Raw genomic sequence first — 16704 nt, 5'->3', positions numbered from 1 at the left:
TGCCAGGCGGCGGGGCGTTACCCGCCGCCGCGCCTTACTGACCCGGCTGCGCCTCGGCGGCGACGCGCGCCTCGTAGGCCTCGGTGGCGGCCTGCTTGGCCGCCGCCTTTTCGGCCGCCGCGGCTAGCCTGGCTTGCTCGGCAGCCGCCGCTTCGGCTGCCGCGTTGGCCGCACGCTCACGGGCGCGCGCTTTCGCTTCCAGCACGCCCTGCGCGTCCAGCGTCTCGAACACGGCGATGGATTCCACATGGCCGGTGTGCGGGAACATGTTGATCACGCCCGCGCTCTTGAGCACGTAGCCGCCTTCGTGAACCAGGATGGCCGCGTCCCGCGCCAGCGTGGCCGGGTTACAGGACACGTAGACAATGCGGCGCGGACGTTCTTCGTACGACAGGTCGGATAGCGCCTGCGACACCGCGTGCGCGCCTTCGCGCGGCGGATCGATCAGCATGCGGTCGAAGTAGCCCAGGCTGCGCAGCCAAGTGGCGTCGACTTCGAAGAGGTTCAGGGTGGCGAAGCTGGTGCGATCGCCCAGGCCGTGGCGCGATGCCGCGTCGAACGCGCGATCGGTCAGCGCCTTGCTGCCTTCCACGCCGACGGCCTCTCGGCCTTGCGTGGCCAGCGGCAACGTGAAGTTGCCCAGGCCACAGAACAGGTCGGCCACGCGGTCGGTGGGCTGCACTTCCAGCAGCTTGAGCGCCCGCGACACCATCGCCCGGTTGATGGCGTGGTTCACCTGCGTGAAGTCGGTCGGACGGTAAGGCATGCGCAGGCCGAATTCCGGCATGGTGTAGGACAGCGTGTCGTTGTGCTCGCGCTCCAGCGGGTGCACCGTGTCAGGGCCCTTGGCCTGCAACCACCATTGCACGTCGTGCTTGGCCGCAAAGGCGCGCAGGATCGCGATGTCGCCGTCGGTGAGCGGCAGCAGATGCCGCAGCACCAGCGCCGTCACGCCCTCGCCGAGCGCCACTTCGATCTGCGGCATGCGGTCCGGCGCGGACATCGAGGCGATCATTTCGCGCAGCGGGATCAGCAGATCGCTGACGTGGCGGGGCAGCACATGGCATTCGCGCATGTCGGCCACGTAGCTGCTCTTGCGTTCGTGAAAGCCCACGAGCACCCCGCCCTTCTTGGGCACCACGCGCACGGACAGACGCGCGCGGTAGCGGTAACCCCAGGTCGGGCCCTGCAGCGGCGCCAGGATGAGCGCCGGACGCAGCTTGCCGACATGCCAGAAGGTGTCTTCCAGCGCGCGCTGCTTGATGGCCACCTGCGTGGTGGGTTCCAGATGCTGCATGGCACAGCCGCCACAGACGCCGAAATGCGGGCAGCGGGGCACCACGCGTTGCGACGAAGGATGCAGTACCTCGTCCACCCGAGCCGTCTCGTAGGAGGGCTTGCGGCGCAGCGTGACCGCGGTGACCCGTTCGCCCGGCAAGGCGCCTTCCACGAAAATGACCTTCCCGTCGCGGCGGGCGATCCCCCTGGCTTCCAGGTCCAGGGATTCGATATTCAAAACGTCAGACATCTCACGCAGTCCAGAATTGCACGCAACCCGTGATTGTAGAAGGACTTCGCGTATTCCCGGAAATCGGGTTTGACGGGGCCGGAGCGGCCGGGGCCAACCCGCCCTGCCCGGCGTCTAGCCGCACATCGCACGCGCAAAAAAAAGGGGCTGTTCCGGAATGCCGCCAGGCCAGGCGGCGTTCCGGAGCAACCCCCAAAAGGCCGGCGCTTTTGACGGCGCCGCCACGGATATCAGAATGCGCGCGCCACCGAGAAGACGGCGCCGATGCGGCCGGACGGATGGCCGTACTTGGTGGGCAGCCAGTTGTCCTTGGTGGCGCCGACGGCGGCCAGGCCGAGGATCCAGCCCTTCAGGTCCTTGGTCACGCCCAGCTTGTAGTCGACGTAATGGCCGATCGAGTCGCCGTCCATGTTGGTCTGGTTCTTCAGCTTCTGGTAGCCCAGGTGGCCCAGCAGTCCCCAGCCGTCGCCCAGGTCGAACGTGGCCGTGCCGTCCAGGTACCAGGTTCCCTTGCTGTCCGGCGTGCTGAAAAAGTCGCTGGGCGTGTACGAATACTTGAGGCTGTAGTTGCCGTAGGACGCGCCCAGGTACAGGTCGGTGTTGTTGTAGTTGCCGCCCTTGGGCGAGGTGGAGCCGGGATAGTAGTAATGCAGCACGCCCGCATCCAACGTGAACCCGCCGCCGACATCGCCCTTCCAGCCGCCGTAGAAATCCATTTCCAGATTGCCGTCGGTGAACACGAAGTTGGAGACGTTGGAGTTCCAGTTGCCCAGGTAGAAGCCCGAGCTGTGGTTCAGGTCAAAGCCCAACTGCACGGCCGGACGGAAGTCGGTCTGCGAGTAGCCGCGGAAGCGGTAATCGCTGACTATGGTGGCGTTACCGCTGAGCGAAAAGCCGCCACCCAGGTCGGTGGGTTCGGCTTGCGCCACACCTGCAAAACAAGCGGCAAGCGCGAGGGGCAAGGCTAGCAACGTCTTATTCATGGTGCGAAGGTCCTGATCGGATAGTCGGGAGAGCGGACGGCGCGCGGCGCATCCGGCTGGCCGGCCTGTGCAGGTAAAACCGGCTCAAATCCCTTCAAGCAATGTCCGTGCCAGGTTTCGGCTCCATTGCGCAACCCGCCGCAGCGTCCGTCGGGCGCTGGCAATGCACCATGCTGGTGCCCTGTTATGGGGCGCAGCCAGGGCCAATGCGTCAAAACGGGGAAATCCGGCCCGGCCTGGCCTGGCCCGCCTGGAAAAAAAGCACCCCGGCACGCGCGAAGCGTGCCGGGGTGCGTTCAAGTGGAGCGTTGCCCCACGTTGCGGCCAGTGTGATGGCCTGGGACTTTCCGCCTCAGTTGGCCTGGGGCGCGGCAGGCGGCGGGGGCGGCGGCGTGCCGGGACGGCCGTCCGCGCCACGCATGCCGGGGCGGCCGTCCGCGCCGCGCATGCCGGGATGGCCCTTGCCGTCCGCGCGGCCTTCCATCTTGGCGTGGCGTTCGGCCATGCGCGCTTCGCGCTCCTTGACGATCTTGGTCACCTGGGCGCGCTGCGTGTCGTTCAGGCTATCCCAGACGGCCAGCCATTGGTCGCGAACCTGCTTGGCCTGGGGCTCGAACGCGTCGCGGCGTTTCTCCGACTGGTCGATGAGGGCGCGAGGATCGAGCTTGCCGCTGTCCAGCTGCGCCTTGAGCAAGTCGTGGCGCTTGCCGCCGGCGGCGCGCATGGCTTCGTGCAGGCTGCGCTGGCTGTCCTGGGCGGTCTTGAAAAGGGCCTCCTGCTTGGCGTCGAGTTTCAGCTCGGCAACCTGTGCCTTGGACACGGGGCCGAGTCCGGGGATGAGCAGGCCGTCGCGCATGCCCTTGTGGAAACCACCGCCGCGATGGCCTTCGTGCATGGCGGCCGGACCGCCATCAGCGGGCGGAGGCGGCGCGGCCATGGCGGAGCCAGCCGCGAAACCGCTGGACGCGGCGACGATTGCAAGGACGGCCAGATTGGAGCGGATAGCGAATCGGGACATGTAGGTCTCCTGGAAGTGAAGAAAGCGAGGCCATTGTGCGATCCCGCTGGTTTCATCCAGGTTTCGTTTGCGGCCGTCTTGTTTCAGTCGATTGCTTGCCCCGCAGACGCGAGAACGGGGCCCCTCGAAGGCCCCGTCCGCATGCTGTCCCATCCACACGATGGGTCGGCATCAGTGAGCGGCTGGCGCGGGTCAGCCCGCGTCCCAGGCCGCCATGTATTCCTTCCAGTGCGGGGCGTCGCTGGCGCCAAGCGTGTCGCGCACTAGCGCGATTTCGGCCTCGTAGGCCGTGCGGTCCAGTTCGCCGCGCAGGAAGCGGAAGCGGCAGTAGACCAGCCATGTATTGACGACGTCGGTTTCGCAATATGCCCGCACTTCGTCGGCGCGGCCCGTGCTCCAGGCCTCCCACACCTTGCTGCCATCCATGCCCAGCTTGCCGGGAAAGCCGCACAGCTTGGCCAGTTCGTCGAGCGGCGCGTTGGCGCGGCCGTTGTACTTGGCCAGCACGTCCATCAGGTCGACGTGCCGCGTGTGGTAGCGGGAGATGTAGTTGTTGAACTTGAAGTCGCGGTCTTCTTCGCCCATGTCCCAGTAGCGCGGCGCGGGCACGCCCTGGATCAGGCTGCGGTAATGCAGCACGGGCAGGTCGAAGCCCGAGCCGTTCCAGCTGACCAGGCGAGGCGTGTAGCGTTCGATGGTCTTGAAAAAACCCGCAAGCAGCGCCGCCTCGGGATCGTCCGGCTGGCCCAGCGTCTTGACGCGAAACCCCTGGTCGTCGCGGAACACGCAGCCCACCACCGCCACCTTGTGCAGGTGAAGGGGCAGGAAGTCATGACCCACGGCCTCACGCCGGGCCGTCAGCGCGCGCTCGACCACTTCCTGGTCGGGCACGTCGGCGCCCCAGCCGTTGAGCTTGCGCAGCCCGTCGGCATCCGGGATGGTTTCGAGGTCGAATACCAGGGTGGGCGTCATTTGGGCGGCAGGTATTGCATCGGGTCGACCGGCGTACCCTGGCGGCGGATCTCGAAGTGCAGGCGCGGCGAGGTGGTATCGCTTTGGCCCAGCTCGGCGATCTTGGCGCCGCGCTTGACCGTCTGGCCGGTCTTCACGAGCAGCGAGCGGTTGTGCGCGTACGCCGTGATGAAGCCGTTCTGGTGTTCGACGATGATGAGGTTGCCCAGACCGCGCACGCCGTTGCCGCTGTACTTGACCAGCCCATCGGCCGCGGCGGTGATCGGGTCGCCCAGCGCGCCGGCGATATCGATGCCCTTGCTGCTGCTGTTAAAGCCCTGCACGATCTGGCCGTTGGCCGGCCAGGCCCAGTTGATGACGCCCGCATCGGCCGCGCGCGGCGCCGGCTTGGTGTCCACGGGCGCCGGAGGCGCGGTGGGGGTGGCGTCGGGCGCGGGCGTGGTGGCCACGGGGGTTTCGGGCTGGTCCAGCGGACGCGGCTGCGGGCGGGCGCCGGAGATCGGCGCGGTTTGCGCGCCACCGGTGGCGCCGCCGGACATGCGCAGCACCTGCCCCACCGAGATCTGGTTGGGATCGCTGATGTTGTTCCAGCGCTTGATGTTTTCGATGTCGACGTTGTTGGCGCGGGCGATCTTGTAGAGCGTGTCGCCCGGCTTGACCACATAGCTGCCGGACGTCGCCGTCGGCGCGGGTTGCCCGCCGGTCATGTCGACCACGGGGGCACGAGTACCTTTGGATGCGCAGCCGGCCAGGATGGCGAGGCTGAGGACCCCCACTGCAAAGAGCGGGCGGCGCAGGCGCGTCATGGACGCGCCCAAATTCATATCGGTCAGTTGCAACTGCCCGTTGAGCATACGTTTCTCCTGTTGCTCAAGATTGTATTCCGGACCGTAGCGGCACAAAGCGCACGGCCTCTAGTTCGGTTCGTTTCCAGCTTGCCGCGCCCGTGCGTTCGATCAGAACCAGGCGCTGGTTCGAGCCCCCTTCGGGAGCGATGAGACGGCCTCCCGGAGCAAGCTGCGTCAGCAGCGCTTGCGGGATGGCCAGACCTGCGGCAGCCACAACGATAGCATCGAACGGCGCCACGCCGGGCAGCCCCAAGGTGCCGTCGCCATAGATGAGGCGGATCCTTGTGGTGAGCCGCAAGGCGCGTAAATGCTCGCGCGCCAGCTCGTACAAACCGCGGATGCGTTCGATGGTGTGGACGTCGCGCACGAACTGCGCGAGCACTGCGGCCTGATACCCGCAACCGGCTCCGACCTCGAGCACACGGGTGGGCGCGCGGTCTTCGCAAGCAGCCGCGATCATACGCGCGACGACCCACGGCTGGGAAATGGTTTGCGAGTGGCCGATGGGCAAGGCCGCGTCTTCGTAGGCGCGGCTGGCAAGCGCCTCGTCAACGAACAGGTGGCGCGGCACGGCGGCCATGGCGTTCAGGACGCGCTCGTCCGTGATGCCTTGGGTGCGCAGACGCTGGACCATGGCCTGGCGCAACCGTTCGGAGTTCAGACCCAAATTGCTGCCCGCCTGCGGCAGCGGGGCCTGCGCTTGCCGGGGCAGCGTGGCGGCGGAAATTCGCGTGTTGCTGTTGGCCGGCGTGTAGCCCGGACCGAGCCGGCCGGCGTCATGGCGGGCCGGGCTGGCGCGGCTGGCCGCGCCGGGGGTGAGGTCCGGCTGGCTTATCCGTTTGCGCATAGCGGCTCTGCCCAGGTGCGGATCTCGTCAAGCTGGCTGTGCTGCGTCAGGTCCAGGCGCAAGGGCGTGACTGACACGGTGCCCTGCTCGACGGCATGGAAGTCCGTGCCGGGCGTGGCGTCCGCGGCCAGGCCGACCGGCCCGATCCAATAGACCGTGTCGCCGTAGGGCGTGGTCGTGCGCACGACGGGCTGCGACGGATGCCGCTTGCCCAGCCGCGTGACCGCAAAGCCGTGCATGTCTTCGAAGCGGCGGTTGGGGATGTTGACGTTGAGCAGCACCGGCGCCGCGAGGGGCTGGGCCAGATGGCGCTCGACGACCAGGCGGGCTGCGCGCGCGGCCGATTCGATGTGCTCCCAGCCTTTTTCCGCCAGCGAGAACGCGATGGCGGGAATGCCGAACAGATAGCCTTCGCTGGCTGCGGCGACGGTGCCCGAATAGAGGGTGTCGTCGCCCATGTTGGCGCCGTTGTTGATGCCCGACACGACGAGGTCGGGACGCGCGTCCATGAGACCCGTCAGCGCGACGTGGACGCAGTCGGACGGCGTGCCGTTGACCGCGATGAAGCCGTTGGAGGCGGTGCGCACCGACAGCGGCCGGTTCAGCGTGAGCGAGTTGGAGGCGCCGCTGTGGTTGGTCTCGGGGGCGACGACGGTCAAATCGCCCAGCCCTTCCAGCGCCGCCACCAGCGCCTCTAGGCCGGGGGCCGAATAGCCATCATCGTTCGAAACCAGAATTCGCATTGTGCATCCGAAAGAAAATAAAACGCGGGTGACGCTGCGGATTGTACCCGCGGTAGAATCCGCAGCCATTACTACAACAACGGACTCCCTTTCCATGGCGATAACCGAACCTTCCCTGGCGTTTACCATTGCGCTCGTCGTGCTGGCCTACCTGATCGGCTCGGTGCCGTTCGCCGTGGTCGTCAGCAAGCTGATGGGCCTTCAGGACCCGCGCAGCTACGGGTCCAAGAACCCCGGCGCCACCAATGTGCTGCGCACCGGCAACAAGACCGCCGCCGCGCTGACGCTGCTGGGGGACGCCGCCAAGGGATGGTTTGCGATCTGGCTGGCTGAAAAGCTGGCGCCGGGCATCGGTCCCGTCGCCCTGGCCTGCGTGGCGCTCGCGGCCTTCATCGGCCACCTGTACCCCGTGTTCCTGGGGTTCAAGGGCGGCAAGGGCGTGGCCACCGCGCTGGGCGTGCTGGTGGCGATCCAGCCCTGGCTGGCCGTGGCTACCGCTGCGACCTGGCTGATCGTCGCCATTTTCTTCCGGTATTCGTCGCTGGCGTCGCTGGTCGCCGCGTTTTTTGCCCCGGTGTACTACGTGTTCGGGTCGGGCCTGGCCTGGCAGGCGCAGCCCGCGCTGGGCGTGGCCCTGGCGGTCATCGGCATCCTGCTCTTCTACCGCCATCGCGCCAACATCGCCCGCCTGATCCAGGGGACCGAAAGCCGCATTGGCAGCAAGAAGAAATAATTCCCCGAACGGGTATTGATAGAACGGGCGGCCTTGGCCGCCCGTTTCATTTCAGGCGATATCGGCCAGATCCCAGCGGGGCTGGACCGTGAAGCTGTGCGCGCTGGCGTCCAGCGTCGCCAATCCCGCCTTGACCCGCTCGGCCGCCGCGAAGGCGATCATCGCGCCGTTGTCGGTGCACAGCTCCAGGGGCGGAAAGTACGCGCGCGCCTTGAGCGGCTTGAGCGCGGCATCCAGCTTGGCGCGCAGGAGCTGGTTAGCCCCCACGCCGCCGGCCACCACCAGCCGCCGCAGGCCGGTCTGCTTCAAGGCGCGGATGGACTTGGCCGCCAGCACTTCCACGATGGCCGCCTGCGTGGCGGCCGCCAGGTCCGCGCGGGTCTGATCGTCCAGGCCGCCGTTCTGTTCGGCCGCCTTGACCCGGGTCAGGACGGCCGTTTTCAGACCGCTGAAACTGAAATCCAGGTCGCCGCTATGCAGCATGGGGCGCGGCAGGTCAAAGCGCGACGCATCGCCGCTGGCGGCCAGCCGGGACAGCGCGGGTCCGCCCGGATACCCCAGGCCCATCAGCTTGGCGGATTTGTCGAAGGCCTCGCCCGCGGCGTCGTCCAGCGTTTCGCCCAGGAGTTCGTAGCGCCCCACCCCGTCCACCCGCATGAGCTGGGTATGCCCGCCGGACACCAGCAAGGCGATGAAGGGGAATTCGGGCCGGGGATCGGCCAGCATCGGCGACAGCAGATGGCCTTCGAGGTGATGGATGCCGATGGCCGGCAGGCCGCGGGACCAGGCGAACGCCTGCGCCACGCTCGCGCCGACCAGCAAGGCGCCGGCCAGGCCGGGGCCGGCCGTATAGGCCACCGCCCCGACATCGGACATCTGGATGCCCGCCTCTTCCAGCACCTGGCGGGTCAGCGGAATGACGCGCCGGATGTGGTCGCGCGAGGCAAGTTCCGGCACCACGCCCCCGTATTCCTGGTGCATGGCGATCTGGGTGTGCAGCGCGTGCGCGAGCAGGCCGCGTTCCGTACAGACGGCTGCGACGCCGGTTTCGTCGCAGGAGCTTTCAAAGCCGAGAATGATCATGGCGGCAGAGTTTACAACTGATGCGAAAATACGCCTGTTCTTGAATGGGACGGGGCATGCGCCTCCGCCCGACACAACCTGAAAATCCTGCAAAAACCCTGGGGACTCGAATGCTGGAGAAGCTATTCAAGCTGCGTGAGCACGGCACGACCGCAAGAACGGAAGTCGTTGCCGGCCTGACGACATTCCTGACGATGTCGTACATCATCTTCGTCAATCCGGACATCCTGTCCTCGACCGGCATGGACCGCGACGCCGTGTTCGTCGCCACGTGCCTGGCCGCCGCGCTGGGGTCGCTGGTGATGGCATTCATTGCCAACTGGCCGATCGGCATGGCGCCCGGCATGGGCCTGAACGCGTTTTTCGCCTTCACCGTGGTCAAGACTATGGGATACACCTGGGAGCAGGCGCTGGGCGCCGTGTTCATATCGGGTGTCATCTTCCTTTTCCTGACGATATCCGGCATCCGGGTCTGGCTGGTCAAGGGCATCCCGCATTCGCTACGCAGCGCCATTGCCGCCGGCATCGGGTTGTTCCTGGCCATTATCGCGCTATCGAGCGCCGGGATCGTGGTCGCGCATCCGGCCACCAAGGTCACGCTGGGCAACCTCACGACGCACGGTCCGCTCTTTGCCATCCTGGGCTTTTTCGTGATCGCATCCCTGGACGCGCTGCGCGTGCGCGGCGCCATCCTGATCGGCATCATCGTCGTCACCGTGCTGTCGATGCTGCTGGGCTACAACGAGTTCAAGGGCATTTTCTCGGCGCCGCCCAGCCTGTCGCCCACGCTTTTCAAGCTCGACATCATGGGCGCCCTGCACTCCGGGTTCGTGCACGTGATCCTGGTGTTCGTGCTGGTCGAGGTGTTCGATGCGACCGGCACGCTGGTGGGCGTGGCCAAGCGCGCGGGCCTGGTGCCCGAAGACCGGCCCAACCGCCTGGGCCGTGCGCTGTTCGCGGACAGCACGGCCATCGTTGCCGGCTCGATGCTGGGCACCAGCAGCACCACGGCCTATGTCGAGAGCGCGTCCGGCGTGCAGGCCGGCGGCCGCACCGGCATGACCGCGCTGATCGTGGGCTTGCTGTTCCTGGCCGCGCTGTTCATCTCGCCGCTGGCGGGCGCCGTGCCGGCCTACGCCACCGCCCCCGCCCTGCTCTACGTCGCCGGGCTGATGATGCGCGAGCTCATCGACATCGACTGGAACGACGTCTGCGAGGCCACGCCGGCCGCGCTGACCGCGCTGGTCATGCCGTTCACGTATTCCATCGCCAACGGCATCGCCTTCGGTTTCATCAGCTACGTGGTGCTCAAGACCGCCACGGGTAAGATGCGCGACGTGCACCCGGCCACGTGGCTCGTGGCCGTGCTGTTCGTGATCCGCTACGCGTTCTTCCCGGAATAAGCAGAGTGGCTTGGCAAGGTGTCAGACACCCTGGCGGCGCCTTGCCAACCTGGCGGTCACGTCTGGCAGGGTGTCAGACACCTTGGGCAGGTGTCTGACACCTCATTGTGCAGTCCACACTGCCAATTCGTAGCCGTCCAGGTCTGTGAAATGGAAGCGGCTGCCGCCCGGAAACGTGAATTCGTCGCGGCTGATGCGCCCGCCCGCGGTCAAAATGCGCTGCCGGATTGCGGCCAGATCGTCGCCGTACAGGATGACAAGCGGACCGCCGGGCCGCACCGCTTCGCCGGTCGTGAAGCCGCCCGTCAGACGGCCATCGGAAAATTCGGTGTAGGTGGGACCGTAATCCGTGAAGGTCCAGCCGAAGACGTCGCCATAGAAGCGCTTGCTGCGGGCAATGTCCGCCACGTTGAACTCGATGTTGTCGATCTGGTTGTTCTTGCCTCTTGCGCCCATCCGAGCCTCCTGTGTCTGTATGGCATGTGACCCAAAACGCGGCCGAAAAGCCGCGTTTTTTCTTTGGCTATTGTAGGGATCGAAAAATTCAATCAACCCGGCCAAGGGCATGGTTGCTGGCAGGCGCCGTTGAATTCGCCGATACACTCCCCATGTAGATCAGCATATGGAGTTCATTTTGCGCCCTTCCCCCTTCCCCGCGCTGCACGCCTGTATTGACCCGGTAAAGGCGCCCGCATGAGCGCCCTGGCGAACGTCCCCTTTTCCGTGCTGGACCTGGCCCCGATTGTGCAGGGCCGCGATGCCGCGGACGCCTTCCGCAATACGGTCGCGCTGGCGCAGCATGTCGAGCAGCTGGGCTACAACCGCTTCTGGCTTGCCGAGCACCACAACATCAACGGCGTGGCCAGCAGCGCCACGGCCGTCCTGATCGGACACGTGGCCGGCCACACCCGCACGCTGCGCGTCGGTTCGGGCGGCGTCATGCTGCCCAACCACGCGCCGCTGATCATCGCCGAACAATTCGGCACGCTTGAAACCCTGTACCCCGGACGCATCGACCTGGGCCTGGGCCGCGCACCGGGCAGCGATGGCGCCACGCAGCAGGCGCTGCGCCGCAGCCCGCGCAGCGGCCTGGAGTTTCCCGCGCTGGTCGAGGAACTGCGCGCATACCTTGCGCCTTCGCGGCCAGGCCAGCCCGTGCGTGCGATTCCCGGCGAAGGCCTGGACATCCCGATCTGGTTGCTCGGGTCGAGCGACTTCAGCGCGCGCATGGCGGCCGAATTGGGCCTGCCCTTCTCGTTCGCGGGCCATTTCTCGCCGGAAGGCATGGCCGCGATGCGCTTGTACCGTCACTTGTTCAAGCCTTCCAAGACGCTGTCGCGCCCTTACGCCATGATCGGCGTGCCGGTCATTGCCTCGGAATCTGACGAAGCTGCCCGCTTCCAGTCCACCACGCAGCAATTGAAGTTCCTGTCGCTGGTGCGCGGCCATCGTCTGCAGTTGCAGCCGCCCGTCGAAAGCATGGACGGCTTGTGTAACGAATGGGAGCGTGAAGCGGTCAATCAAAGATTGGGCGCTGCGATCGTGGGCGGCCCGGACACCGTCAAGCGCAAACTCGAAGCGCTGGTCGCGGAAACGCAAGCCGACGAGGTCATGATCGTGTCCGACTTCTACGACATCGCAGACCGCCTGCGCTCGTTCGAGATCGTCGCGTCGTTGAAAAACGGCGCGGGCGTCTCGACTCAATCCGCGGCCTGAGGGCCGCAAACCGCGCTTTGCACAGCGCCAACCATTGCGACGCAGCCTTCACCGGTTCTACTATTGCCTATCAAGCACCTGGCAACTACGCGTCGCCGCAATACGCCGGGACGGAAACCCGGCGTTTTCAGCCACTGCTTTTCGCCGCCCCGCGGCAAGGATTCCACATGAGTATTGTTGAACTCACCAAAGACAGCTTCCAGGAAGCCATCACGCCCGACGGCACCCTGATCGTCGATTTCTGGGCGCCCTGGTGCGGCCCGTGCCGCGGCTTTGCCCCGGTCTTCGAGCAGGCGGCCACCGAGCATCCGGACGTCACGTTCGCCAAGGTGAACACCGATGTGGAGCAGGAACTGGCCGGCGCGCTGGGCATCCGCTCGATTCCCACGCTGATGGTCTTCCGCGAAAAGGTCCTGCTGTTCTCGCAACCGGGCGCCTTGTCGGGCGGTCAGCTCAATGAGCTGCTCGCCAAGATCAAGGAAGTGGACATGGAAAAGGTCCATCAAGAAATCGCCGCGGCGCAAGACAGCCAGGACGCGTAAACACCAAGGGGCCCTCATCGGGCCCCTTCCTTTTGCACTAGGTCAGTGCAGCCCCAACGTTGCGCAAGCCGTGGCGCATCCCGGCCTGCGCCCTCGCGCGCGGCTGCGCTAGGACACCACTTCCCATCCGGACCGGCCGCGCGTGATGTTTGCGGCGGTGACTTCCAGGTCCGGCACGGCCGCGCGCGGCACCGTGAACGTGAGCACGACGCCGTCGGCGTTGTAGTCTTCCTGCCCGATGGCGGCGCCTGCCTGCGCCAGCCGCGATTTCAGCAGCGCCATGTCCGCAAAGCCGCAGGCGCAGCGCACGGTCGCAAGGTCGACGATTTCGGTGCGCTCTCCCAACCGCAGGCAATTGGCCGCGCATCCGCCGTAAGCCCGCACCAGTCCGCCCGCACCGAGCTTGATTCCGCCATACCAGCGGACCACCAACACCGCGACGCGGTCCATGTCCTGCCCTTCGATGGCTTGCAGGATCGGCCGGCCGGCCGTGCCGCCGGGCTCGCCATCGTCATTGAAGCGGTATTCCTGTCCGATGCGGTACGCCCAGCAGTTGTGCGTGGCCTCGGGATCGCTATGCTCGGCAAAGAAGCGCATGGCGTCGTCGATCGTGGCGACCGGCGCGGCATACGCGGCAAAGCGGCTTTTCTTGATGTCTTCCTGGTAGGTGCAGGGAGCGGTCAACGTGTGCGTCATGCCCGGCATTGTAAGTGCGCGGATCGCGCGGCTGCATGCCCCGGGGCGGGGGTGGCCGCGCGCAGTGGCCATGAGGCCGCATCAGCCGTGGCAGTCGGGGACTTCCTGATCCAGATAGACGTCGAAGGCGACGTCGCGCGCCCATTTCGTGGTCATGGCCTTCCACGCGCCGGCGCGGTCCCAGGCGCGCATCTCCTGGCCAAGCCAGGCGCGCGAGGCTTCGTCCCGCGCAGGCACAAGCCACACCCGCTCGTGGCGGGCGCCATCCGCGGCAAGCGTCGAGGAGAATTTCTTCCATTCCGGAAAGCGCATGAGGGGCTCCCACACGGCGTCGTCGACCAGGCCGATGTCGCACTCGCCTTCGCGCACGGCAACCAGCGCGTCCGACGGCACGCGATAGGTCTTGACCGTCGCGCCCCAGCTTTGCGCCAGGGCTTGGGCCTGGGTGGCCGCCTCGGCCATGCACACGCTGCGGCCCTGCACGTCGGCGGGCTTGCGCAGCCGCGTGTCGCTGCGGATCACCGCCTTGGGCCGAGCGGCATAGCCGGTGGCTTGCACCGCAACGGTCTGCGGCTGTCCGTCGGCATTGTCGGCCAGCACCAGATCCACGTCGCCGGCGGCGAGCGCGCGGGCGGCGTCGCGCGCCGGCACCTGCACCAGACGCACGGGCAGTTTCAGGCTTGCGCCCAGCCTTTCGGTGATGGCCGTATCCAGCCCTTCCGGCGTGCGGATCTTGGCGCCCGCGACGGGCGGCGGAGCCAGGTACGGCACGCCCACGACCAGTTCTCCGCGCGTGCTGGCCGCCGCGAAGACCTTGGACTGCACCGCGGGCTGAGCGTCGGACTGAGCTTGCGCCAAGCCCGCGGCCAGCAGGCCGGCGGCAAGGACGAATGGGCGGATGCAGGACAACATGACGGGCTTTGCGACCTTACACGTACTGGTAACGCAGCAGACGATGCTTGAGGTTTTCAAGCACGAACTGGTCGATCAGGGCGGCCAGCACGGCGATGACGAGGATGTTGGTCATGACCCCCGTCATGTCGGCGATTTCGCCCGAATACGCCAGCGACCGGCCCAGCCCCTTGCCGAAGCCGATCAGCATTTCAGCTGAGATCAGCGCCCGCCAGGCATTGCCGAAGGCCAGTTGCGCGCCGGTGATGAGTTCGGGCATGACCGCGGGCAGATACACCCGCTTGATCAGCCCCCAGCGGGTCGCGCCCATGACGCGCGCTGCCGACACGTGCACGCGCTGCACGGATTCGGTCGCGTTCATCACGCTGAGCGCGGCCGGGAAAAACGCCGCCAGCGCCACGACCACGATGATGGGCGTATTGCCAAAGCCCATCACGATGAGAAACAGCGGCACCCACGCGATGGACGGAATCGACTGCAGGATGACGATGGCGCTGCGCAGCACTTCGCGAAAGAAGAACAGCACGGCTGCCACGAGGCCGAAGCCGACACCAGCGGCCAGGGCCAGCCCGTAACCCGCGCCCAGGCGTCCCAGCGTGCCCAGGAGGCTTTGGTGGAACGACTGCTTGCCCAGGTCTTCGAACAGACGTTCGACCACGGCGGGCACGCCGGGCATCAGGAAGTCGGGCAGCGCGAAGGCCGCCAATTGCCAGATGGCCAGAATGAACAGGACGCCCAAAACGCCCGCAAGATGCTTGCGGGCGCCGGTCACTCGGGTAGACGCGCTCAAAGCTTGCGAGCCTCTTGCCAGGACAGGTCGACGATGCTGGAGACGTCGTACGGCTTGCCGTCGCGCGTCTTGAGCGATCCCTGGGCTTGCAGGATGTCAGCGATTTCCTGCATGCGCGCCGTGTCTTTCTCGGTCAGCTTGGGCGTGAACACCTGCGTGCTGATGGCTTCGGAAATGACCGTTTCGCGCGGCAGCTCGCCACGGTTCAGCGTCTTGAGCGTGGGCTCGGCAATGAAGTAGGACGCGATCAGCTTGGACGCCTGCGCGGGTTCCTTCTGCAGCAGCGTAATGGCCTGATTTTGCGCGTCCAGCGCCTTCCAGACGTCGTCCTTGCGCTTGGCCAGCGTTTCGCCCGACGTGATCACGACCATGCACGGGAACGGCCACGCCTCGCCCACTTCATAGATCTGCTTGACCGGCGCGATCAGCTGCGCAATGCGGTCGTAGGGTTCGAACAGGAAGGCGGCGTCCACGCGCTTGCCCACCAGCGACTGCACAGCCACGGCCGGGCTCACGCCCATGACGTTGACGTCGTCGGCCGTCAGGTTGCCCGACTTGAGTACGACGCCCTTGAGCACCACGTCAGCGGTGCTGCCTTCGGCCTGCGAGGCCAACGTCTTGCCCTTCAGGCCGGCGATGTCCTTGATGCCCGAATCGTCGCGCACGATGAGCGAGTGATAGCCCTGCTGCGCGCCGCCCACCACCTTCAGGTCCGCGCCCTTGGAGGCCCAGGCGACCGCGTTGGTAAAGCCCAGCACGCCGATGTCGAGCTGGCCGCCGACGATGGCCTTGATGAGGTCGGTGCCCGATTTGAATTCGATGAGTTCGGAATCCAGGCCGGCCTTTTTGTAATAGCCGCCCTCTTGCGCGACGATGGCCTGCGCGTCATCCATCACGCGCAGGTAACCCACGCGGAACTTCTCGGCGGCCATCGCGGGGGCAGCCGCCAGCAGCGCCGCGGCCAGCGGCAGGGACAACCATTGCTTCAGTTTCATCAGGAGCTCCAGGAAATTCAGGAAGCGGCCGCGCCCGGGCGTGGCCGCAGGGTATTGGTATGAAGGATCAAGCCGCCAGCGCGATGTCCGAGTGCGCGTCCGCGCCACCGACCCCGATGCCCAAGAGGCGCAGGATCTCGCGCTTTTCAGCGGCCAGGTCGGACAGGTCGTGCGTCTTGGCGCGATGTGCCAGGTTGAATTCGCGCAGCACCCGCGCCGGGCGCGGGCTGAAGACGACGATGCGGTCGGCCAGGAACAAGGCCTCGTCGACATCGTGGGTCACCAGCAGCACGGTGGGCTTTTCCTGCGCGATGAGCTGGCGCAGCACGTCCTGCAGGGCCAGGCGGGTCAGCGCGTCCAGCGCGCCGAAGGGTTCGTCCATCAGCATGGTCTGCGGCTGCGCGATGAACGCGCGGGCCAGCGCGGCGCGCTGGCGCATGCCGCCGGATACCTGATGGGGATAGTAGTGTTCGAAGCCCGCCAGGCTGACGCGCGCCAGCCATTCGCGCGCCGCCTCGCGGGCGCGCTTCTTGGGCGTGTTCTGGAATTCCAGCGCCAGCGCCACGTTGTCTTCCAGGGTCAGCCAGGGATACAGGGCGTGTTCCTGGAACACCAGCGTGCGGCTGGGATGGGGACCGGCGACCTTAGTGCCGTCGGCCAGCACGCTGCCCTGCGTGGGCATTTCAAGCCCTGCCGCCAGATGCAGCAAGGTGGACTTGCCGCAGCCGGACGGACCGACCAGCGCGACCAGCTCGCCGGTCTTGAATTCACTGGTAAAGCCGTCGACGACAGGCAAGTCGCCGAACTGCTTGTGGACGTTGTCGAAAATAAGGTTCATGGACGAATCGTCAGGGCGCGAGAAAACGAGCCTCAAATCTAACAATTCGTTATATGA

The 16704-nt window shown here is 66.4% G+C and carries 18 protein-coding genes; 4 read left to right on the top strand and 14 right to left on the bottom strand.

From position 1 onward, the window contains the following. Positions 1-34 precede the first annotated feature (34 nt). The 7 genes from rlmD to surE form a co-directional block, all read right to left on the bottom strand. Positions 35-1528 carry a 23S rRNA (uracil(1939)-C(5))-methyltransferase RlmD gene (gene rlmD / locus H4P35_RS12330; protein WP_152384344.1) on the bottom strand — a complete coding sequence of 498 codons (1494 nt, stop codon included), beginning with the start codon at positions 1526-1528 and terminating at the stop codon, positions 35-37. Positions 1529-1758: 230 nt separating this feature from the next. Next, positions 1759-2511 (bottom strand): TorF family putative porin, encoded by a 753-nt coding sequence (locus H4P35_RS12325; protein ID WP_152384343.1) that lies wholly within the window; start codon positions 2509-2511, stop codon positions 1759-1761. 352 nt (positions 2512-2863) lie between these two features. After that, positions 2864-3529, bottom strand: coding sequence for a hypothetical protein (locus H4P35_RS12320; protein WP_226849222.1), 666 nt, complete (start codon positions 3527-3529; stop codon positions 2864-2866). A 192-nt stretch (positions 3530-3721) separates the two neighbouring features. Further along, positions 3722-4501: a 3'-5' exonuclease gene (locus tag H4P35_RS12315; protein WP_056317371.1), complete on the bottom strand. Its 780-nt coding sequence runs from the start codon at positions 4499-4501 to the stop codon at positions 3722-3724. Continuing rightward, the gene (locus H4P35_RS12310; protein WP_180099379.1) at positions 4498-5355 is read right to left on the bottom strand and encodes a peptidoglycan DD-metalloendopeptidase family protein; all 858 of its coding nucleotides are present in this window, start codon (positions 5353-5355) and stop codon (positions 4498-4500) included. The genes H4P35_RS12315 and H4P35_RS12310 overlap by 4 nt, the downstream gene beginning before the upstream one ends. Before the next feature lie 16 nt (positions 5356-5371). After that, positions 5372-6196: a protein-L-isoaspartate(D-aspartate) O-methyltransferase gene (locus H4P35_RS12305; RefSeq protein WP_175235283.1), complete on the bottom strand. Its 825-nt coding sequence runs from the start codon at positions 6194-6196 to the stop codon at positions 5372-5374. Next, a complete protein-coding gene (gene surE / locus H4P35_RS12300; RefSeq protein WP_056317363.1) occupies positions 6181-6939 on the bottom strand; it encodes a 5'/3'-nucleotidase SurE in 759 nt (252 codons plus the stop codon). The genes H4P35_RS12305 and surE overlap by 16 nt, the downstream gene beginning before the upstream one ends. 94 nt (positions 6940-7033) lie before the next feature. On the opposite strand from surE, the gene plsY reads away from it, so the two are divergent. Further along, a complete protein-coding gene (gene plsY / locus H4P35_RS12295; RefSeq protein ID WP_062841181.1) occupies positions 7034-7672 on the top strand; it encodes a glycerol-3-phosphate 1-O-acyltransferase PlsY in 639 nt (212 codons plus the stop codon). A gap of 51 nt (positions 7673-7723) precedes the next feature. Here the strand turns inward: plsY and tsaD are convergent, their stop codons facing one another. Continuing rightward, positions 7724-8755, bottom strand: coding sequence for a tRNA (adenosine(37)-N6)-threonylcarbamoyltransferase complex transferase subunit TsaD (gene tsaD / locus H4P35_RS12290; RefSeq protein WP_226849220.1), 1032 nt, complete (start codon positions 8753-8755; stop codon positions 7724-7726). Between the two features lie 110 nt (positions 8756-8865). Here tsaD and H4P35_RS12285 point away from each other — a divergent pair, with 110 nt between their 5' ends. Then, a complete protein-coding gene (locus H4P35_RS12285) occupies positions 8866-10158 on the top strand; it encodes an NCS2 family permease (RefSeq protein WP_175155407.1) in 1293 nt (430 codons plus the stop codon). Positions 10159-10260: 102 nt separating this feature from the next. Here H4P35_RS12285 and H4P35_RS12280 read toward each other — a convergent pair whose 3' ends face one another. Further along, a complete protein-coding gene (locus tag H4P35_RS12280; RefSeq protein WP_175235280.1) occupies positions 10261-10614 on the bottom strand; it encodes a VOC family protein in 354 nt (117 codons plus the stop codon). 237 nt (positions 10615-10851) lie between these two features. Between H4P35_RS12280 and H4P35_RS12275 the strand changes: the two genes are divergently transcribed. Together H4P35_RS12275 and H4P35_RS12270 are read left to right on the top strand one after the other, a co-directional pair. Beyond that, positions 10852-11874: an LLM class flavin-dependent oxidoreductase gene (locus H4P35_RS12275; RefSeq protein WP_226849219.1), complete on the top strand. Its 1023-nt coding sequence runs from the start codon at positions 10852-10854 to the stop codon at positions 11872-11874. Positions 11875-12041: 167 nt separating this feature from the next. Further along, positions 12042-12416: a co-chaperone YbbN gene (locus H4P35_RS12270; protein ID WP_006388150.1), complete on the top strand. Its 375-nt coding sequence runs from the start codon at positions 12042-12044 to the stop codon at positions 12414-12416. A gap of 108 nt (positions 12417-12524) precedes the next feature. Here H4P35_RS12270 and H4P35_RS12265 read toward each other — a convergent pair whose 3' ends face one another. From H4P35_RS12265 to H4P35_RS12245, 5 genes are all read right to left on the bottom strand, one after another. After that, positions 12525-13112: a YigZ family protein gene (locus H4P35_RS12265; protein ID WP_226849218.1), complete on the bottom strand. Its 588-nt coding sequence runs from the start codon at positions 13110-13112 to the stop codon at positions 12525-12527. 81 nt (positions 13113-13193) lie between these two features. Further along, on the bottom strand, positions 13194-14024 hold the full coding sequence (locus H4P35_RS12260; protein WP_226849217.1) for a transporter substrate-binding domain-containing protein: 831 nt from the start codon (positions 14022-14024) through the stop codon (positions 13194-13196). Positions 14025-14040: 16 nt separating this feature from the next. Next, positions 14041-14814 carry an ABC transporter permease gene (locus tag H4P35_RS12255; RefSeq protein WP_056317341.1) on the bottom strand — a complete coding sequence of 258 codons (774 nt, stop codon included), beginning with the start codon at positions 14812-14814 and terminating at the stop codon, positions 14041-14043. Next, on the bottom strand, positions 14811-15809 hold the full coding sequence (locus tag H4P35_RS12250) for an ABC transporter substrate-binding protein (protein WP_056317339.1): 999 nt from the start codon (positions 15807-15809) through the stop codon (positions 14811-14813). Before H4P35_RS12250 ends, H4P35_RS12255 begins: the two co-directional genes overlap by 4 nt. Before the next feature lie 67 nt (positions 15810-15876). Beyond that, positions 15877-16647, bottom strand: a complete 771-nt coding sequence (locus tag H4P35_RS12245; protein ID WP_062841186.1) for an ABC transporter ATP-binding protein — start codon at positions 16645-16647, stop codon at positions 15877-15879. Positions 16648-16704: the final 57 nt, after the last annotated feature.

Origin of the sequence: Achromobacter sp. 77, from assembly GCF_020541125.1 — a bacterium.
Lineage (GTDB): Bacteria > Pseudomonadota > Gammaproteobacteria > Burkholderiales > Burkholderiaceae_B > Achromobacter > Achromobacter mucicolens.
Note: the sequence above shows the minus strand (reverse complement) of the source record. Positions and strands in the feature narration are given on the sequence as shown.

Coding starts and splice junctions, on each gene's coding strand:
- H4P35_RS12250 (WP_056317339.1), bottom strand. CDS start 15,809: ATGAAACTGAAGCAATGGTTGTCCCTGCCGCTGGCCGCGGCGCTGCTG.
- rlmD (WP_152384344.1), bottom strand. CDS start 1,528: ATGTCTGACGTTTTGAATATCGAATCCCTGGACCTGGAAGCCAGGGGG.
- H4P35_RS12265 (WP_226849218.1), bottom strand. CDS start 13,112: ATGACGCACACGTTGACCGCTCCCTGCACCTACCAGGAAGACATCAAG.
- H4P35_RS12280 (WP_175235280.1), bottom strand. CDS start 10,614: ATGGGCGCAAGAGGCAAGAACAACCAGATCGACAACATCGAGTTCAAC.
- H4P35_RS12285 (WP_175155407.1), top strand. CDS start 8,866: ATGCTGGAGAAGCTATTCAAGCTGCGTGAGCACGGCACGACCGCAAGA.
- tsaD (WP_226849220.1), bottom strand. CDS start 8,755: ATGATCATTCTCGGCTTTGAAAGCTCCTGCGACGAAACCGGCGTCGCA.
- H4P35_RS12325 (WP_152384343.1), bottom strand. CDS start 2,511: ATGAATAAGACGTTGCTAGCCTTGCCCCTCGCGCTTGCCGCTTGTTTT.
- plsY (WP_062841181.1), top strand. CDS start 7,034: ATGGCGATAACCGAACCTTCCCTGGCGTTTACCATTGCGCTCGTCGTG.
- H4P35_RS12320 (WP_226849222.1), bottom strand. CDS start 3,529: ATGTCCCGATTCGCTATCCGCTCCAATCTGGCCGTCCTTGCAATCGTC.
- H4P35_RS12315 (WP_056317371.1), bottom strand. CDS start 4,501: ATGACGCCCACCCTGGTATTCGACCTCGAAACCATCCCGGATGCCGAC.
- H4P35_RS12275 (WP_226849219.1), top strand. CDS start 10,852: ATGAGCGCCCTGGCGAACGTCCCCTTTTCCGTGCTGGACCTGGCCCCG.
- H4P35_RS12310 (WP_180099379.1), bottom strand. CDS start 5,355: ATGCTCAACGGGCAGTTGCAACTGACCGATATGAATTTGGGCGCGTCC.
- surE (WP_056317363.1), bottom strand. CDS start 6,939: ATGCGAATTCTGGTTTCGAACGATGATGGCTATTCGGCCCCCGGCCTA.
- H4P35_RS12260 (WP_226849217.1), bottom strand. CDS start 14,024: ATGTTGTCCTGCATCCGCCCATTCGTCCTTGCCGCCGGCCTGCTGGCC.
- H4P35_RS12245 (WP_062841186.1), bottom strand. CDS start 16,647: ATGAACCTTATTTTCGACAACGTCCACAAGCAGTTCGGCGACTTGCCT.
- H4P35_RS12270 (WP_006388150.1), top strand. CDS start 12,042: ATGAGTATTGTTGAACTCACCAAAGACAGCTTCCAGGAAGCCATCACG.
- H4P35_RS12305 (WP_175235283.1), bottom strand. CDS start 6,196: ATGCGCAAACGGATAAGCCAGCCGGACCTCACCCCCGGCGCGGCCAGC.